The organism is Niastella populi (assembly GCF_002078015.1).
Lineage (GTDB): Bacteria > Bacteroidota > Bacteroidia > Chitinophagales > Chitinophagaceae > Niastella > Niastella populi.
Window position 1 is genome coordinate 1 of sequence record NZ_LWBP01000145.1, and the last position, 18,709, is coordinate 18,709.

An 18,709-nucleotide genomic window follows, 5' to 3' on the forward strand; every position below is an offset into this window, starting at 1 on the left:
AATCAAAATCATTTTTTTTAAGTTTTCTTTTTCGACCGTTAATAGTTAAGGCCATTTCTTCTTTGTCTTCAGGCATGGCTACTTTGGTACTTTCCAAATCAAAGGCCGGGGATAATATAATATCGTTATCTTCATTGGTAAGCAGTGCAAAATTTTTCAAGTGCATATCAGCATTGCCAATTAAAAAGCAGAACAATGTAGTTTCAAAGAAAGTGATGGCATCAATGCCAGGGCGTGATGAAAATTTCAGGATTTGTTTTCCCACTTTTTCCATAGAGCTCCGGTATTTATCTTCTGTTAGGGTTTCCGTTAGTTGGCACATATCTTCCATCGCTAATTTGCTGTCATTAGTTCGGTCAAACCGCTTTGTGAGATATGCCAATTCTCCTGATCTTAACCGTATTAAGCTGTGATCAACTGAAGGGATACCAAACACATTGCTAAGATGCATGGTCACGTCTTCATTTTCCGGTAAATGAGGGAACTCCTCTGTAGGTGGTTTCAATATGAACCTGCCCCAAAGACCAACGATGGTAAACCTTGAATGCTTGGGGTCGCCAGGTATTTTTTCCAGTGTTATTGATAATTTGGGTTATACACCGGTTGCTGCAATGCTTTTGATTACAATTTGCTTTGCCAACTCCTGCATTTGCGCATTATCATAATCCAGGAGGGGTGGGGCAGAAGTGCCAAAGAATTTACGGCAGCATTTTTCATGGAACTCATCAGTGTCTTTAGCTAAAGGCTGATAACAATATAAACATCGTTTATTACTCATTATTCTTCTTTCGTTTCAATGACTTCAATACTTACCGCGCCTAAGCAATCCTTACAAGCAACCAATAATAAACCCATCCTTTCCCGGCTGTCCAGTTTCCAATTTTTAAGTGTTATGTTTAATAACCATCCTTCAGGAATCAAACCGTCAAAAAAGGGAATCATGGTATTACTTTTATACGGCTCGGGCCTAAGCGGCAGTGTAAGACTAACAGGACTGGCATTTTGATTGTAAATAATGAGGGGTATATTGGAACCCGTATCCTTCCTCATCCTGCCAAATGATCCCTGCTTCCCGATTTTGAAAAAAAACTTTTCCTGAGCGACTCGACAATCTGCCGGCGGACTCCACTCCTTTGCCCTTGACTTTCAGGGGCTTTTTGTTGCCCGAAAACTAATTAAAAGAGCGAATCCCCGGTACTCATTATATTTGTAACACTTTTGGCAAACAATATGACATACGAAGAACTGGTAAAAAAACATCCTGGCTCCCTGGTGGAGAAGATCGTTACGGAAGTAGTGAGCAAAGATGCCGTTGACGTTTACTTTGAAGATGAGGGCGACGAACAGTGGGCGGTAATCAAAGTGCATATTTATGAAGAGGACAAAGAAATGGCCATCCGGCTGCTATCTGATAGCAGATGGGTATTGCAGTTCGGATACTATGATGACGAGGATGAATTCATTGAGCTGCTTCAGCCGCTTACTCAACCCGAAATCGACCTGATTCCAAAAGGGCTTCAAAAGGTTATGCTCAAGGTCGTAGCCAGTGAAGAAGGCTTGCGGCTTCCGGGAAATTTTTTGTCCAAATAGGATTTTATTTTTATTCCGCTCAGTAAACGTATTCACTTACATAATAACAGCCGGACGGATAAAAGTATGCCGGTCCTGCCTGGAATTAATCGATCCGGGGGAGTTTCGTTTATTTTTTGAAACATCCCCTTTTTTGGGATGAAGCCGTCAGCTGGAAGATTGTTCCGGAGTTGTTGCACTCCCCTGGCTTATTGCACTTCCAGTAATTCCACATCAAAAACAAGTATGGAATTGCCCGGAATACCCCTGTAATCATCACATCCATAACCCAGGTAAGGCGGAATGATCAATTTTATCTTTCCTCCCTGGTTGATAAGTGGAATACCTATTTGCCAGCCCGCAATTACGCCCGACAATGGAAAACTTGCTGTTCCCCCGTCGAAGGTAGTGTTGTTGGTGAATTTACCTGTATATGTTGCTTTCACAGTTGAACTTACTGTGGGGGTTGCTCCACTGCCCGCCTCAATGATCTGGTAATACATTCCACTGGCATGTTTGGTAGCCGTAATGCCATTGGCACTTATATAACTCTGCATTTTGGCATCATCTTCTGCTGCGGTTGTACATCCACCACCTTTGTCCTTATTACTACATCCCGTGAGCGCGAGGGCTAATATCATACTAAAAACAAGATTGATCGAACGCATGCATCTTTAAGTTTAGGGACAAATATATACACAACTCCACATTATATTTCAACAATAAGTCAATGATTGCCTTTTTATTGAATGAGCCCGGTGGCCGGCCGTTCTTTTGAAAACGCATTAAGGTTCAATTGCTTAACCAATAAATTACATAAGCCATCGCTATATTGGCTGTGAAGTAAAAATTGTCAGCCATTCATGATCATTTTATCCTATTGCTGTGAGAAAAAGTAAATGGCAAGGATAAGCGCCAGCGCCAGTACTATTACAATACTTACTTTTACAGGCGATACCGGCTTTTTGCCATAGATTTTTCCTGTTTGTCCGTTTATAAGAAAGTGATACGATTTGTTCTTGTATTTATAAGAGCAAACCCATAACGGCAACATAATATGTTTGTAGGTTTGACCTTCATACGTGGTATCCACTTCCAGGTCGCGATAGGTATCTATGCGGCAAAGGTTCGCACATTCGTCATAGATCACCCGTTCCATAAAGTCCTCGGCTTTTGCATATCCATCCTGTACTGCAATGTCATATACATCGGCCTTGAATCCAGATATGTACCGGGCGTCGAAGTTCACCAGTTCTTCGAGGTTATAAGGATAAATACTTTCGTATTCGTTTTGTGTTAATTCTGTAGCGCCGCCAATAAGAATGTCGTCGAAGGCTTGTTCGTAGTTCCCTTCACGATAGATCCATTCCGTTCTTTGTTCCTGCCTGGTGGTTTTGTTGCCATTGGCATCCGTATCACTTACGGTAACATAATAATGCCGGCCGCCATAACCGCTCCAGCGGCTATAGGTTTGCGCATCGTAGGTCCAGAAGGGAACATAAATGCCATGCAGTGCATCCTGCCGCGCAAACTCTTTGAGGTCGCGGGGCGCCCACCAGCCGTTACCCAGCCAGGTTTTAAAAATTTTGATCGATGATTGCTGATCGACTTTAAAAGGAATAATACCAGCGGGCTGAACGATGCGGGTTTTATAAGCTACCGGGTTCACTACCTCGAAGTTGCAGAAGCTGCAGACAAAAGTGGGTGTATCGGAAACAAAAACGGTTTGCGAACCACAGCGATCGCACTTATGTACTTTTTGCTCAATAACAACCGTGGGGTCGCCGGCTTCAGACATTTGCTGGCGCAGGCTGTTTTCCTTAACGCGGTCGGCGCCATTATCGATAGCTACTTTTACCCCGCAGTATTCACACTCCAGTTGCTGATGCTGTGGGTTGAAATATAATTGTGCTTTGCATCCCGGGCAAGGGAATAGCAACAGGGAATCTTGTTGTACTTGTTCCATAAGATGGTCGTAGGGATTCGGTTACAGCTTGCCTAAGATCTCGGCTTTCTTTTGGTTGAATTCCTCTTCCGTGATAACACCGGCTGTTTTCAGGTCACCCAGTTGTTTCAACAGATCGATCATTTTCTGGTGATCGTTGCCGGCAGTAGCATTACCTGCGTTTTGCTGTTGTTGCGGCTGGGGTTGCGTATTTGCCTGCATCATGTTGTTGAGTAAAATACCGGTTCCCAAACCGCCCATGTTTGCTGCGCCGGGGTTATCGGCCATTTTTTCGAGGGCGATACCAGCCTGCATCTGGTTAAACTGGTTTAGTTTGTCGCCCATCATATTCACCTGCGTAGCCTTGTCGAACATTTTTTCCACTTCTTCAGGCAGGCTCACATTCTCTATATAGAACTGCCCCAGTTCAATACCCCAGGCGTCGAAATCAGTTTGGAAGATGGGTTTTAGTCTATTGCCTATTTCGGTGAAGTTGGCTGCGAGGTCGAGTACCGAAACACCTGCTTCAGCGAGGCCTTCAGCCAGTTTGCTGGTAATGGCATTACGGCATTGCTCACTGATGGCGTCTACAGACACCCAGGGGTTGGTGCCGGCAAATTCCTTTATGAACTTTTTGGCATCCTTTACCCTGATGGTATACGTACCGAATGATCTTACACGCACCTGTTTAAATTCAGGGTCGCGCATGATAATGGGGTTAGAAGTTCCCCATTTCAGATTGGTGAACAGTTTCGTATTGACATAGAAGATATCTACTTTAAACGGCGATTCGAATAAATACTTCCATGATTTCAGCTGCGTTGTGATCGGCATGTTCTGGGTAGTAAGTTCATGCCGGCCAGGTTTGTATTCATCGCCAAACTCGCCCTCATTCATCAAAACCACAACCTGTGATTCCCGCACAGTTAACTGGGCGCCGTTCATGATCTGGTTGCCTTTATCGGGAAATTTATAAATAACGGTATTGTTGGTGTCATCAACCCAGTCAATAACTTCGATGAACTGGTTCCTGATAAAATCGAATAATCCCATATACTGTTGATTTTAGGAGTTGGTCGAAATTGGTTGTTTATTTATTCACTCAATTAGTAGTGAAACCTGGAAGAAAATTACGCTAATCTGTTTAAGAATTACAATACAGGCGAAAATTAAATGGAAGTATTTGATAATGTGAGTAATTTTTGATCTTTGCCAGCCTTTCTACCCTAAACTCTGGCCAAAACGGGGGCATTTACTATTGCGTGCAATTTGCTAAACAGGATATCTTTAACACTTAAGATAAAAACCTGTCCGAATGAGAAAAGTTATACAACGAAAAAGTAATACGACGTAATTGCTTCAATGAAAATATAGCCATAGGTATATAGCTGTTACGTAACGTTCCCTCCCCAACAAAATGTACAGCGGGTACCTGCCACTGCAAGTCGGGCGCTAATGAAATCCTTCTTCATGATGCCATTCGGGCAAGCTGTTTCCTGGTAAAATACCATGAACAGGCACTGTATGCACATTCCCCAACACGAGCTTTCATTTAACCATTAAAAATCGAGTGTATTATGAAAAAACTGTCATTATTGCTATCCGGCCTGCTGCTGCTTGGCATGGCCGGCTATAGCCAGGTAAAACCGGTACTACTGGGCCGGGCTACCGATGTGCTATCGGATCTTCGCAAACAAATTAACACAACACCTCAACAGCGTGTTACGGGTCGTTTGATGTTGCGTGTTACCGCTGCATATTCACTGCCCGGAAAGGTCAACTTCCGCCAATCTTCAGCTGCCGGTAACGAATACCTTGTTGGAGAAATAGAAAATGTGCCCGGTTCTTCTTTTTTTATTCGTATTGAAGGCGGGAGGGCAGAAGGCAATATTATTTTACGCCGAACAAAGAGGGCATTTGTTTATTCTTCAGACAATGACGGCAATATTTACATTACTGAAACGGATATACAGAAGGTGTTGTGTATCGATTATGAAAAAGCGCCTTCAGCCGCTAAAGTAAGTGCTGCAGCAGCGCTAACCGCCGGTCAGTTATACAGCCTGCAAAGCTTTCCCAACGCCAATGGTTGTGTGCTGCTCGATTTCGACGGACAATATGTTTCAGGAACCGGTTGGAATGGCGGCAACCCCATCAATGCGGCGCCGGCAACTTTATCAGATGCAGAACGGTACGAAGTGTGGCAACTGGTAAGCGAAGATTTCAGTCCGTTCAAACTCAATATCACTACCAGTGAAGCTGTGTACAACAGCTATCCGGCAAACAGGCGTATGCGTTGCATTTTTACTCCCACCAATACCGCTGCGCCTGGTGCTGGTGGTGTAGCTTACCTGAATTCATTTACCTGGGGCAATGAAACGCCCTGCTGGGTTTTTAACGGCGGTATTAAAGGCGCCGGTGATGCGGCCTCGCATGAAGTAGGGCATACCTTCGGACTGAGTCATGACGGCAGAACAAACCCCGTTGAGGAATATTACATAGGCCAGGGCAACTGGGCGCCGATCATGGGCGCCGGTTATTACGAGCCTGTTGTACAATGGAGCAAGGGCGATTATGCCAACTCAAGCCAAACGCAGGACGACCTGGCTATCATCGGTAACAATGCCAATGGGGTAGGGTTCCGTGCTGACGACCATGGTAACACGAGATCAGCCGCATCAACGGTTTCCATCAGCAGTACGGGAAGCGCATTTATTGCCGGTAATATCGAAACTACCAGCGATGCCGACTTTTTTACCTTTACAACAACTGGCGGCGCGGTTTCTTTGAACATCGCTCCGGCAACAAAACATCCCAACCTCGATGTGCTGGCTATTTTGTACGATAACGCCGGAAATGTGCTCGCCACATCGAATCCTGATGGTTTAAATGCGACATTGAGCGCAACGCTTTCTGCCGGTACGTATTTTATCTCCGTTACAGGTATCGGGTCCGGCGATCCGGCCACTACCGGTTATACGAACTATGGCTCGCTGGGGTATTATGCCATCAATGGTTCAGTTGCCGGTGGAACCGCCAATGCGGTAACTACTTTTTATAAGGATTGTAATTATACCGGAAGTTATTCCATAAGCCTGGCACCCGGGGCATATACCGTTGCTGACCTTGTGGCCAGTGGCATTATTGATAAGGACATTTCTTCCTTTACCGTTAACAACGGTTACGAAGTGTTGCTGTATAAGAACAATGCATTACAGGGCAGCTACACCAGCTTTACAGCCAATACGGCCTGTTTGGTAAGTTTTGGATTGAACGATTCAACTTCATCGCTGCGCATCAGGTCGCTTACGAACCAGGCGCCAACGGTTAGCTTCCTGAAACCGCTGGCAGGCGCTCAATACCTGGCACCAGCTACTGTTGCCATTACCGTAAACGCAGCCGACTACGACGGAACTATCAGCAAAGTGGAGTTCTACAACGGCGGTACAAAACTGGGTGAAGCTACAACCGCGCCATTTGCCTACAACTGGACCAACGTGGCAACCGGTTCTTATGTTATTACTGCTGTTGCAACCGATGACCGCGGCTCGCAGTCTTCTGCACAGGTAGCGGTAACAGTTACCAATACGCCTGTTGCAACCGTTTATAGGAATTGCAGTTTCGGCGGCACCGCTGTTGGCTTACTGCCCGGTAGTTATACATTAGGCCAGTTACAAAGCGTGGGTATCCTCAATGATGATATTTCTTCCTTACGCGTAACAAATGGGTACCAGGTTGAATTATTTGCCGACAACAACTTTGCCGGAACTTCTGTTGTCATTACGGCCGATAATAGCTGCCTGGTGGCAAACAATTTCAATGATCTTACTTCTTCCCTTAAGATCAGTGCCATAGGCGCTATATCAGCAGCTACAGTATATAAAGATTGCAATTATGGCGGCTATGCAATAGCGCTTGCCCCCGGAAATTATACACTAAGCCAGTTACAGGCGTCAGGTATTCTGAACGAGGATATTTCATCATTGAAGGTGAACAGCGGTTACCAGATCCAGTTATTTGCCAATGATAATTTTACGGGTAATTCGCAATCGTTCAGCACTGACAACCCATGCCTGGTTACCCATGGCTTCAATGACGTTACAACATCCCTCAAAGTGTTTGCGGTAGCGCCGGTGAAACCACAGCCTGGGTTAATCACTGGTATTTCCGGTTTGCAGGTATATCCAAATCCCGTACTTAACGAGCTAAGGTTCCGTAGCGAACAGGACCTTACCGGTGCGCTGATAAAAGTGTACGACTTTTCAGGAAGAGAAGTATTGCAGGCGAAGAATGTGAACAACAGCCTGAATGTTTCTAAACTGACTTCAGGTTTGTATATAGTAACAGCGGTGAAGAACGGTAAAACGATTACCGGAAGATTCATTAAGTAAGAGACAAATTATAAATTTTAGTCCCGGTTCGGGTAAGCGCAGTTTTACCGGAACCGGGATTATTATTATATTTAACTGCTCTTTTTATCAAGCGTCTTTATGAGTAAAAATAATAATGCGTGACCATCTACAAAGCCAATACAAAAAGCGAGTGGTACTACATTTTTGCATATGTGGCAGTGATGTCAGTTGCAGCGTTTGTTACGGGAAAGCCAATGATTGCCGTGTATGCGAGTGGCATTTTTATACCGCTGATCGTTATTTACAATCTTTTTTTATCAAGATTAAGTGAGGTGCAGGTAGATAAAGAGAAGGGCAGGCTCATTTTTATTTACCGCAACTATATCAGGAAGAAAAAAGAACTGGTATTCGGGATCTCAAACATAGAGTTTACCTATAAGCATGGCGATACCTATAAGAAAAATGAAGATAAAAACATTTGCACCTTATATAATGAAGGCAAAAAAATAGTGAAAATGCGCCATGGCGATGACGGCTGGACGAGCGATCAGATCTTCGATCTTATACATGAACTGAAAGACCTCGGCGTAAAACGAAAGTTCACCGGCTACATGATGAAAGATGCGGAGGTGTAAGTAGGTTCGAAACAAACAGTTACTTAAAGCATTGCAAATTGCCGGTAGTGATCTTTCATGGTAACCACCACGAAGTGATTGATTATTGCTCATTTCTGAAACTGCGATCCCATTTCAAACGGCAGGATGCCCGTATTACCCTGGAGGGGCAGTCACACAATGGAATAACCGATATTCCCGTTTACCGCACGGAGTTACAGCGGAGCCTGGCGAGGTAATGACAGGATAAATGCCGTTCTGGCAGAAGGAAAAAGTGCTTATAACCTTGCATAAACCAATCCTTTTCCGACATTTGCCCCAGAAATCCCCTAAACTATGAACAAACTGGTAGTGTTCCTTACCCTTATTACCGTGCTATCTGGTTGCCAGAACCCCATTGGAACCGAAACTGCTTTAGTAAATGGCCAGATGAACCCAATAGATACCATGCAGGCCGATGCGCTTATAGAAACCCACATTTCGGAACCACCGCAAATTGAATATCCCGGGTTTTCGATCTCCCGCACTGATTTTATGCTGATGTCCTATATTTCTTTTTCTGAAAATGAAATCATAAAGTACGACCGGAAAAGCAATATTCATGAAGAATGGCTTTTTGATAGCGTGGTAAAAACCGATACCGCCGAATACCTCGTATACCAGATCGGGCACGATGTTGCCGATGAAGGCAGCGAGAACCAGCGTTTCGTTACCGCTCAATGGGTTTACCTCGATACCGCCAAAGGTGTGCTGTATGAATACGATGTGCCCAATGAATGTCTTGATAAATGGACCTATGAAAATGACCGGCAGCTATTCTACCCCGTATATGAACTGTCGCCTAAAACCACTGCCCTGGTAGTTCCATTGAGCGCCATTGGCGAACGCAGGGGATTACTCGATAGTATCTTCAATGAGATTGCCAAAGCAGACGGTATTTATGCAACGGAGGGCATCCCCAAAACGCATACCATGTACGATTCTTCCGGTTATTATAAATTGCTGAAAAGCAGTAAGCTGGAAACCGCCTTCAGACAATACTTCGACCGGGAGTTCTATGTTTACGGCACCGAAGGTTTTACGAAAACCAAAGTAAAGGATATTGTATATGGGCTCGACCAATGCATGAGCAATATTTTTGCATTTTGTTTCGACAGGAAAACCCTGAAGTCCATTGGCCATCCTGTTTTTTGTTCCGACAAATTGATTGACCTTAATTATGGAAAAGATTACAGTATAATAGAAAAAACTATCCAGGACTACGATGCCCGGCACCCGGGCGACTATTCAGACAGTATAAAAACCAAAACATTTGCCCATGTGGGTGAGTTTTATTTTACCTACAACGATGACTTTCTGTGGGCACAGAAAAATAACAAATCAAAATGTAAGTTCCCGTCCCGCGCCATTTATTGGGCAGATACCAAAGGTTCGGTAGATCATTTTTGGGCCGATGGGCTCGACCTGTTTGGAATACCCTGCGACTGATGTATTCCGGCTATCACAACCGGGTGATCACAATTTTCCGGAACTCAACTTCTGAACCTTCGGCCTGTAAAGCGATCTGTCCCTGCGAGGCGGTGCAATCGGTACCGTCATTCACCAGATCGTTATTCACCCATACTTTAATGTTATCTTCTTTGCATTCAATGACCATGGTATTCCATTGCCCCAATGGTTTTTCAGAGTTGTCGGTAAGGTTCTTTACGCGGCGTTGTTTCCCTTCGGAAACACCCCATTCATTTTTGGGTCCACGCCGTTTTTCCATATCAGGCACGGTAATATCTTCCTGAATGCACCAGAAGTCACCGGCATTCTCATGCATCATTTGCACTTCCAGTGACTTCGGGAACATCTTATACAGCGCCCTTGGCGTTGATGCATGTACAAGCACGCCGCAATTGCCGGGTTTGCCCGGAAAACGATATTCTACCTGCAGCCGGTAATTCTTATATACCGAATCGGTAAGCAAATGTCCCTTGGGATTTCCGAGGCTTACCAGCATACCGTCTCTTACAACAAAAGGATTTTTAGCAGAAGGGTTATTGTCCATGTCAGGAACATCGGCATGCCAGCCGCTGAGGTCTTTGCCATTGAACAGGGAGTAAGATACGTTTTGTGAGAAGGCGGTGCCGTGATTAAGCGCAATAACAATGATCGATAAGAGGAACGTTTTTTTCATAATGCAAGGTGTAAAGTTGGTGCGGGATAAATTTACTGAAATGCTTTCATCCCGCGCAACTCAGGGGCCAGCTGCCGCGGATAATTTGAAATTTCACAATTTTAAACGGTCTTTTTTTCAATTGCGCTGCCACCAGGCATTTCCGGCCGGGGCCGTCTTTCTTTTTACCGGCTGTAAGGGAAACGATGGCTGACTGGTTGTGGTTTCTGTGCTTTAAATCGCACGGCAAATGCAGACCAAGCCCAGACCAAACCCAGACAAACCCCAGGCATTTTCTGCGTTTTGTATGTGTTTAATGTACGTTAAGTATTAAAATATTTTGCATTGTATGCCATTAATCTATATTGTATTACGAATCTTCACCATTAAATCAACTTTATGGCAACTTATTTTGATGGCATAAACGGCAGCTTCAAAGGCAAAGTAGGTACAGTGATCGGCTCCTCCTGGAAAGGGATTCCTTATATGAAATCGCTGTACCATAAGCGTACAATTCCGCCACATGAAATGGAGCAGCAAAACCGTAACAAATTCGGCATGGCGCATCGTTGGCTGCAGCCTGTAATAGAATTTGTGCGGGCGGGTTATAAGGGCTACAGTTCAACCGTGGAAGGTTTTCTTGCCGCCAAATCATGTATTTTAAAAAATGCATTTGTGGTTGATGGTAAGAACATGGTTATAGATCCGGCGTTGGTGCAGGTAAGTTTTGGCGATCTGCCCTTGCCGGCAAATATAACGGCGGTAAAGACCGCGCCTGATGAATTGCAGATACTTTGGGATGCGGTTGACAAAAGGTATGAAGAGGCCTATGATCAGATAATGATGCTGGCATATGATATAGAAAATGGCGAAGCAAATTATAATATCACCGGCCAGTTCAAATACAGCGGGTCAGATACACTGCATATACGGTCTGCCATCCCTGAACGAACTTATCATATTTATGCGGCATTCGTTGCTGCAGACAGAAGCAGGCAGTCGGCAAGCGTATACCTGGGAACGATCAATAATTAAACATCATTCTACCTAATTAGGTGTGTCACACTTTCAAAGTGTGGCACACCTTTAAGCATTTTCTATACAAAGGTTAATACATGCTTAACATGCATTGTTGCCTGTGTGTCAGGCTGTTTTACAGGCACTGGGTTATAACAGTGCATTTGGCAATATTTTTTAGCGGTTTTCGTTTATAGGATAACTTTTTCCATATTTATACCACGATGAATTATTTGACAGAAAGGTTGCCTGAAAAAGTAATTTTTTTGTATGTGGTATTGTTTTTGTTTTAGGTGTGTTAATGACATTTAATTTGTAATATTGCGTCACACTAATATCATTTTCACTCCGATTGCAGGAAGTATCCGAATTGCCAGATGGACATTAATTGTTAACCCTGCAAAAAAGATCCAATCCAATTTTTATGCGAAAGATTATGTTTTTAGTTGCTGCTTTTTCATGCTCGGCAGCCTTTGCTCAACCCAAGTCTTATTCAACGAACAATGCGCACTCGCACAATGACTACCAGCAGTCGGCTCCGCTCTTCTCGGCCTACAATCTGCAGTTTGGTAGTGTTGAAGCCGATGTGATGCTGGCAAATGATGAATTACTGGTAGCCCATACCGAGCGGGATATTCCCCAGCACCGGACGTTGGAAGAGTTATACCTGAAACCTATTCAGGGATATATTCAAACCAATAAAGGCTATCCTTATGCCGATACTTCACGCTCGCTGGTATTGATGGTAGATATTAAATCTGAAGCAATTCCTGCGTTGAACAAAATAATAGATCTTTTACAGAAGTATCCTGAACTTACCCGTTCACCCAAATTTAAAGTATTGATCAGCGGTAACAAACCTTACCCTAATACCTATATCTCATATCCTTCATTTGTAGTGTTCGATGGCTTGTTAAGCAACCGCTACTCAAAGGAAGCGTTATCGCGCATAGCCATGCTGAGCGATAACTTTATCAACTATTCAAAATGGAAAGGAAATGGTCCTATTCCTGAAAAAGACCTGGAAAGACTGCAAAAGAACATCAATAAAGCACATAGCCTGGGAAAGCTGGTACGTTTATGGAATGTGCCTGATTTCGATGATGCCTGGACCGAAGTTCTTAAATTGGGTGTTGATTATATCGACTCCGATAGTATCAAGGCCCTCGCTGCTTTCCTGAAAAAGCAACAACAATTAAAAGGTTAATCAGCTCCTAAGCGCTCGAATAAAAAGATTGGAACCTGGAGGAATGTTATCGAAAGATGCATTCCTCCATTTTATTTTAAAGAAGCCGGGCCGGAGGCCTATCTTAACATTCAGGGTGGCGTTCTAAATGGCTCCCGTTATTTTACCTGAACTCATAACCCAATCCTGTTACCTGGGTAAGCAGGGTAGCGGGCGCATCGGTGGCCGTGCACCTTCCTTCCATTACGGGTGCAATAGGAGAGTGCACCGCCAGGTATTCTTCAATGACCTTATGCATGGTGTGCCCCAGCAGTTTAGGTTGTTTAACGCCCTGCACGCGGCAAATGGTGGTATCGGGGTCGCCCTCGCGTTCACAGGCAATAAAACTGTATTCCCTGTTCAGGTCAATGGGCTGGCCGGCCACTTTGATATAGTTCACTCTTTTGCCCGCATCGTTACCCAATGTAAAATTTACCTCCATGCCTTTGAACCGCACCACCCAGCCGCCAAGCCGTTTCGCAGGGTCTTGGGCAAAGGCATTTTCCAGTTCCGTTTCCATCCATTGCCATAATTGTTTGCCCGAAATAGAACCTTTTTTCGCTTCGCTATCAACCGGCAACATGCTCCATAAATAATCCACGGTAATGTGGGCCATGCCTGTGGCGGGGTCGGGTACCAGGGGCGGACAAAACCGGAAACCATTGCTCAGCGCAATATCGGGTTTGAACTTCCACATGATGGCATCGGTGATGAAATTATCCATAGGCGATTCAATTACATAATACCTTACCAGTGGCAGTTTTGTTTTTCCTATTACCCGGTCCAGTTCTTTTTTATAAGGCTCTTTTGCCGTAGAAATAAGGCGTTTCATTTCTTCATCCGCTTTGTATTTCTCAGGATCGACATCGAGCAGTTGATATACCTGGTCTTTGATAACGCCGTTTTCCATTACGATATCCAGTTTGGCAATAAAGGAACCAAAGGCGCCCGGTTCGGTCACTTTTGCATATTTTCCCTGCACTGGTTTTCTCAGCCGTTCGTGGGTATCGGCGCCAAGAATATAATCAACTCCCTTTATCTGCTCCATATTCGACAGGCCAAATTGCTGCGCGAGGCCCATATGTGTAAGCAGGAATACCAACTGGCATTTTTCATACTCCTTCAGGATCTTAATGTATTTAGCTACATTGTTTTCAGGCGGTGTGAATTTGATGCCGTCGCAATAGGCGGGCGATTGCCGTTTTGGCGTAAGCGGATCATTGTAACCGATGAACCCTGTTTTGATGCCGGCAATATGTTTTACGAAGTAAGGTGGAAAGATGAGATCACCCTTCATTTCATCATTGGTATCGTGATACATATTGGCGCACACTTTCAACGCGTTATAACCAAACATGTCCTGCATCATCATTTCCTTGCCATAAACCACTTCCCAGTTGCCCGGCAGCATTATGTCGTAACCAATATTGTTCATCAATGGTACAATGGCCCTGCCTTCGCTCAGGGCGGCGATACCACTGCCCTGAAAACAATCACCGCCATCGATGACGAGCGTATTCACCGCATTTTGTTTGCGCAATGTATTGATCATCGTTTTCAGGCTGGCCAGTCCGCCCCGTTTTTTAAAGACCGGTTTCCCGTTCTCGATAAAGAATTCATCGTGTGCCATCACCTGCGAATGAATGTCGGCAGTATGTAATAAGGTAAGCATGGGCGCTTTGCCATTTTGCACGGCCTTGTTGCGTTGCATGCTGTTGGCTTTATACGTAGCGTCTTCATCGTGTAATGCGGCAGCGGCGAGCGGCGTGGTTATCAGTCCACCCCCGATACCCAGGCCCAGGCCAAGCCGGCCTGCTTTTTTTATGAATTCACGGCGGCCGTTTTCGGAGACTTCTATATGCAGTTCTTTTTCTGCACGGCTGATCTCATTATCATGGCAAACCGCGCAGCTGCATTGGTGTGAGTGAGTGGCAGACATAGCAATCGTTATTTTAAGTAATGGCTGGTATTGAATTGAAACATGCTAAATTACCTTGTTTATGGCTAAAATTCGCCATGCGTGTGGGTGAAACACAATAAGTCGTGAATTACCCCCTTAATTGTCCCTTTCGCCCATCAGGCGTTGTGTAAACCTGGCGTAAGTTTGTGTTGTCAATCGAGCATATCTTATTAACTAATAAAAAAACAAAAAAATGTCAACAACTAATGTAACAAGACTCACAGTAGAAAGCACAATTAATGCGCCTGTTGAAAAAGTTTGGAAATTCTGGTCATTGCCTGAGCATATAACAAAATGGTGTTCTCCTTCTCCCGACTGGCATGCACCCAGAGCTGAAAATGATTTAACCAAAGGCGGTAAATTCAATACCCGCATGGAAGCAAAGGATGGCAGCTTTGGTTTTGATTTTGAAGGCGTGTATGACGAAGTAAAAACAAATGAACTGATTGAATATACAATGAGCGATGGCCGCAGGGTGGAGATCAAATTTGCAGGCAAAGGCAACGAAACCAAAGTAACCGAAACATTCGATCCTGAGAACGAGAATCCTCTTGAAATGCAACAGGCTGGCTGGCAGGCTATTTTGGACAATTTCAAAAAGTATACCGAGGAAAACTAAGCTGAACTTTTTTGGATATTACCAGGCCCCGTTTAAAAAAACGGGGTTTTTAATTGAAAATACAACATGTATTTTTTAATGCTGAATCATAACAAAATAAGTTACGCATCATCCTTTTAAAGTACGTTCCGTACTTCGACCACTGTATTGCAAGCCTTGTTTCTAAAGCTTTTGCTTCGAAACAATTTATTGTATTGAAGATTGTTATGATCTTTCGGGTACTAATGCCTTTAGTTGTTGTATGCTAAAAAAGTTAGTAATAGTGCTAGCTTTGATGTAAAGCAACGGGGCATTATGTACTTAAACTGCAGAACATATTTTAGTGTACGATACGGAACTTATTCAACGGAAGAACTGGTGAACACCGCTGCTGAACATGGTTTACATGTGCTGGCATTAACGAACATCAATTGTACCTGCGATAGCTGGGACTTTGTGAATTTCTGCCGGCAGAAAGAAATAAAACCGGTAGTGGGGGTAGAAATAAGAAATGAAGATACCCTGCTTTATATTTTAATAGCCAGGAACAACAAGGGTTTTGCGGGTGTCAACGAGTTTTTATCATTCCATCTTCAACAAAAGGCAAACTTTCCCTACGATGCGGCCGCTTATTTTCAGGGCAGTCCTGATGTGTACATTATTTATCCCTTTGATAGAAAGGCTCCCGGTGATCTGTTGCCGGGCGAGTATATCGGCATACTGGCCGCTGAGTTAAATAAATTGTTTGGTACCGACTGGAAGAGTTACGACCACAAATTTGTCGTGCGCCAGCCGGTGACCTTTCAAAACAAACAGTATTACAACCTGCACCGGCTGCTGCGGGCAATTGATAAGAATACTTTATTGTCGAAACTGCCTGTTGAAACACAGGCTTTGCCCGATGAAATATTTGTTTCCCCGGCTACCCTGCTCGAACAGTTCAGGCAATTTCCTGCTATTGTAACGAACACCTACAAACTGCTTGACGATTGCCGCATTGAAATGGATTTCAAGGTTGATAAAAATAAAAAATGCTTTAGTGCCACCGTTGAAGATGACAGGGTGTTGCTGGAAAAGCTGGCTTCAGAAGGATTGATTGCGCGCTATGGCCGCCAAAATAAAGCGGCACAGGAACGGCTGCAAAAGGAATTGAAGATCATCAATGATCTTGGGTTCAATTCCTATTTTTTGATCAACTGGGATATTATCAGGTATGCCCAGTCGCGCGGGTTTTATTATGTAGGGCGGGGGAGCGGCGCCAATTCCATTGTAGCTTATTGTTTGCGCATTACCGATGTAGACCCTATAGAACTGAACCTTTATTTCGAACGTTTCCTGAACCCGGAAAGAACTTCTCCTCCTGATTTCGATATAGATTTCAGCTGGACCGACCGCGACGATATCATGGATTATATCTTTAAAAGATATGGAAAGAAGCATGTGGCGCTTTTAGGTTCGTATGCTACGTTTCAGCATGATGCCATCATCATGGAACTGGGAAAGGTGTTTGGGCTGCCCATCGACGAAATAAAGAACCTGCAGCGAACGGCCAGCCCTACAGATAAAATACAACGTATCATTTTGCAATATGGCGCGCTCATGAAGAATTTTCCCAACAACATCTCCATTCATCCCTGCGGTATGCTGGTGACGGAAAAACCCATCAATGAATATGCCGCCCTGTTTATGCCGCCTAAGGGATTTGCCACCACGCAGATGGATATGTTTGTGGCAGAGAACATAGGTATAAACAAGTTCGATATCCTCAGCCAGCGCGGGCTGGGCCATATAAAAGAAAGCCTGCGGTTAATAAAGGCCAATAAAGGCATAGATGTGAATATTCACGACTTCCATAATTTCAGGCACAATACAGCCATCAAAAAACAAATACGGGAGGCGGAGACCATCGGTTGTTTTTATATAGAATCACCGGCCATGCGGCAATTGTTGAAAAAGCTCCGGTGCGATGATTATGTAACGCTGGTGGCTGCCAGTTCCATCATCAGGCCGGGTGTGGCGCAATCGGGTATGATGCGCGAGTATATCACCCGCTTCCATAACCGCGATAAAGTGGTTTACCTGCACCCGCTTTTTGAAGAACATTTAAGTGAAACGTTTGGGGTAATGGTGTTCCAGGAAGATGTTATAAAGATAGCGCATTACTTTGCCGCACTGTCGTTGGGCGAAGCCGATATTCTGCGGCGGGCCATGAGCGGCAAGTACCGTTCGAACAACAAGTTCAGGCAAATAAAAGAAAAGTACCTCACGAACTGCCGCCACCTGGGATATACCGATGAACTGGCAAATGAAGTATGGCGGCAGATGGAAAGTTTTGCCGGTTACAGTTTTAACAAGGCGCACTCGGCCAGTTTTGCGGTGGAGAGTTATATGAGCCTGTATCTGAAAACTTTCTTCCCTAAAGAATTCATGGTGGCAGTGATCAATAATTTCGGCGGCTTTTATTCAACCGAACTGTATTTTCTTGAACTGATGAAGGCCGGCGGTATTATACATGCACCCTGTGTCAATAACAGTGATATCTATACTTCCATAAAAGGTGATGAAGTGTATGCCGGTTTTATTCATATAAAAGCCTTGCAGGATAAAGCGATGCAGTTGATCGTTGAAGAGAGGAAGACCGGCGGGGCGTACCTGCATTTAGGATTTTATAGAACGCACCGATATTGGCCTCGAGCAGCTTAATATACTGGTGAGTGTGGGCGCGTTCCGGTTTACCGGCAAAACAAAAAAGCAATTGTTGTGGGAAGCCAACTTCCTGCAAAAAAAGAATAAGGCGCATATCCCGGTCAGTGATTCATTATTTGAAGAAAAACCGGTGGAGTTCACCCTGCCGAAGCTAACTGACAATGCCATCGATGACCTGTACGATCAAAAAGAGATCCTGGGTTTTACGTTGACCAATCCGTTTGCCATGGTTGATGAAGAACCGGCCGGTTATATACCTGCCCGGGAAATAGGCAGTCATTTGCATAAAATAGTTACCGTGCTGGTTTATTATATCGCTACCAAACATGTGCAAACAAAAAATAACGATCTCATGTTCTTCGGAACATTTATCGATCATAACCTCGATTGGGTCGATACCGTTCATTTTCCCGATACGGCCCGCGCATATCCATTGCATAGCGGCGGGTTTTATAAAATAACCGGCCGGGTGGTCGATGATTTCGGCGTGTACAGTATAGAAGCCCGCAAAACGGAGAAGGTTGGTTTTAAGAAACGCAGTTACGATACCATTAAATAGCAAACC

The 18,709-nt window shown here is 44.3% G+C and carries 16 protein-coding genes; 9 read left to right on the forward strand and 7 right to left on the reverse strand.

The genetic code is table 11. The features are described 5' to 3' along the window. A partial coding sequence (locus tag A4R26_RS34620; RefSeq protein WP_242674894.1) for a HipA domain-containing protein occupies positions 1-457 on the reverse strand: 457 nt, incomplete at its 3' end. 320 nt (positions 458-777) lie between these two features. Next, entirely contained in the window at positions 778-1,050 is a 273-nt protein-coding gene (locus A4R26_RS13030) for a HipA N-terminal domain-containing protein (protein ID WP_242674895.1), read from the reverse strand. A 180-nt stretch (positions 1,051-1,230) separates the two neighbouring features. Between A4R26_RS13030 and A4R26_RS13035 the strand changes: the two genes are divergently transcribed. After that, positions 1,231-1,590 (forward strand): hypothetical protein, encoded by a 360-nt coding sequence (locus A4R26_RS13035; RefSeq protein WP_081164200.1) that lies wholly within the window; start codon positions 1,231-1,233, stop codon positions 1,588-1,590. Positions 1,591-1,778: 188 nt separating this feature from the next. Here the strand turns inward: A4R26_RS13035 and A4R26_RS13040 are convergent, their stop codons facing one another. The 3 genes from A4R26_RS13040 to A4R26_RS13050 form a co-directional block, all read right to left on the reverse strand. Further along, positions 1,779-2,210 (reverse strand): FKBP-type peptidyl-prolyl cis-trans isomerase, encoded by a 432-nt coding sequence (locus A4R26_RS13040; protein WP_242674896.1) that lies wholly within the window; start codon positions 2,208-2,210, stop codon positions 1,779-1,781. A 236-nt stretch (positions 2,211-2,446) separates the two neighbouring features. Beyond that, the gene (locus tag A4R26_RS13045) at positions 2,447-3,535 is read right to left on the reverse strand and encodes a TFIIB-type zinc ribbon-containing protein (protein WP_081164202.1); all 1,089 of its coding nucleotides are present in this window, start codon (positions 3,533-3,535) and stop codon (positions 2,447-2,449) included. A 21-nt stretch (positions 3,536-3,556) separates the two neighbouring features. Continuing rightward, on the reverse strand, positions 3,557-4,567 hold the full coding sequence (locus A4R26_RS13050; protein ID WP_081164203.1) for an SPFH domain-containing protein: 1,011 nt from the start codon (positions 4,565-4,567) through the stop codon (positions 3,557-3,559). Between the two features lie 524 nt (positions 4,568-5,091). Between A4R26_RS13050 and A4R26_RS13055 the strand changes: the two genes are divergently transcribed. The 3 genes from A4R26_RS13055 (at position 5,092) to A4R26_RS13065 (ending at position 9,965) form a co-directional block, all read left to right on the forward strand. Continuing rightward, entirely contained in the window at positions 5,092-7,902 is a 2,811-nt protein-coding gene (locus A4R26_RS13055) for a beta/gamma crystallin-related protein (RefSeq protein WP_081164204.1), read from the forward strand. 119 nt (positions 7,903-8,021) lie between these two features. After that, on the forward strand, positions 8,022-8,498 hold the full coding sequence (locus tag A4R26_RS13060) for a hypothetical protein (RefSeq protein ID WP_081164205.1): 477 nt from the start codon (positions 8,022-8,024) through the stop codon (positions 8,496-8,498). A gap of 315 nt (positions 8,499-8,813) precedes the next feature. Beyond that, positions 8,814-9,965: a hypothetical protein gene (locus A4R26_RS13065; RefSeq protein ID WP_081164206.1), complete on the forward strand. Its 1,152-nt coding sequence runs from the start codon at positions 8,814-8,816 to the stop codon at positions 9,963-9,965. A gap of 13 nt (positions 9,966-9,978) precedes the next feature. On the opposite strand, the gene A4R26_RS13070 is transcribed toward A4R26_RS13065, so the two are convergent. Then, the gene (locus A4R26_RS13070; protein ID WP_081164207.1) at positions 9,979-10,659 is read right to left on the reverse strand and encodes a 3-keto-disaccharide hydrolase; all 681 of its coding nucleotides are present in this window, start codon (positions 10,657-10,659) and stop codon (positions 9,979-9,981) included. A 378-nt stretch (positions 10,660-11,037) separates the two neighbouring features. Here A4R26_RS13070 and A4R26_RS13080 point away from each other — a divergent pair, with 378 nt between their 5' ends. Continuing rightward, positions 11,038-11,673, forward strand: coding sequence for a DUF6266 family protein (locus tag A4R26_RS13080; protein ID WP_081164209.1), 636 nt, complete (start codon positions 11,038-11,040; stop codon positions 11,671-11,673). Positions 11,674-12,079: 406 nt separating this feature from the next. Continuing rightward, positions 12,080-12,862 (forward strand): PI-PLC domain-containing protein, encoded by a 783-nt coding sequence (locus A4R26_RS13085; RefSeq protein ID WP_081164210.1) that lies wholly within the window; start codon positions 12,080-12,082, stop codon positions 12,860-12,862. A gap of 142 nt (positions 12,863-13,004) precedes the next feature. Here the strand turns inward: A4R26_RS13085 and A4R26_RS13090 are convergent, their stop codons facing one another. Further along, positions 13,005-14,819, reverse strand: coding sequence for a bifunctional metallophosphatase/5'-nucleotidase (locus A4R26_RS13090; RefSeq protein WP_081164211.1), 1,815 nt, complete (start codon positions 14,817-14,819; stop codon positions 13,005-13,007). A 214-nt stretch (positions 14,820-15,033) separates the two neighbouring features. Between A4R26_RS13090 and A4R26_RS13095 the strand changes: the two genes are divergently transcribed. The 3 genes from A4R26_RS13095 (at position 15,034) to A4R26_RS35610 (ending at position 18,703) form a co-directional block, all read left to right on the forward strand. Next, complete coding sequence (locus A4R26_RS13095; protein WP_081164212.1) at positions 15,034-15,459, forward strand: SRPBCC family protein; 426 nt, start codon at positions 15,034-15,036, stop codon at positions 15,457-15,459. A 294-nt stretch (positions 15,460-15,753) separates the two neighbouring features. Further along, on the forward strand, positions 15,754-18,141 hold the full coding sequence (locus tag A4R26_RS13100; RefSeq protein WP_242674897.1) for a PHP domain-containing protein: 2,388 nt from the start codon (positions 15,754-15,756) through the stop codon (positions 18,139-18,141). Positions 18,142-18,154: 13 nt separating this feature from the next. Beyond that, positions 18,155-18,703 (forward strand): hypothetical protein, encoded by a 549-nt coding sequence (locus A4R26_RS35610; RefSeq protein WP_242674898.1) that lies wholly within the window; start codon positions 18,155-18,157, stop codon positions 18,701-18,703. Positions 18,704-18,709: the final 6 nt, after the last annotated feature.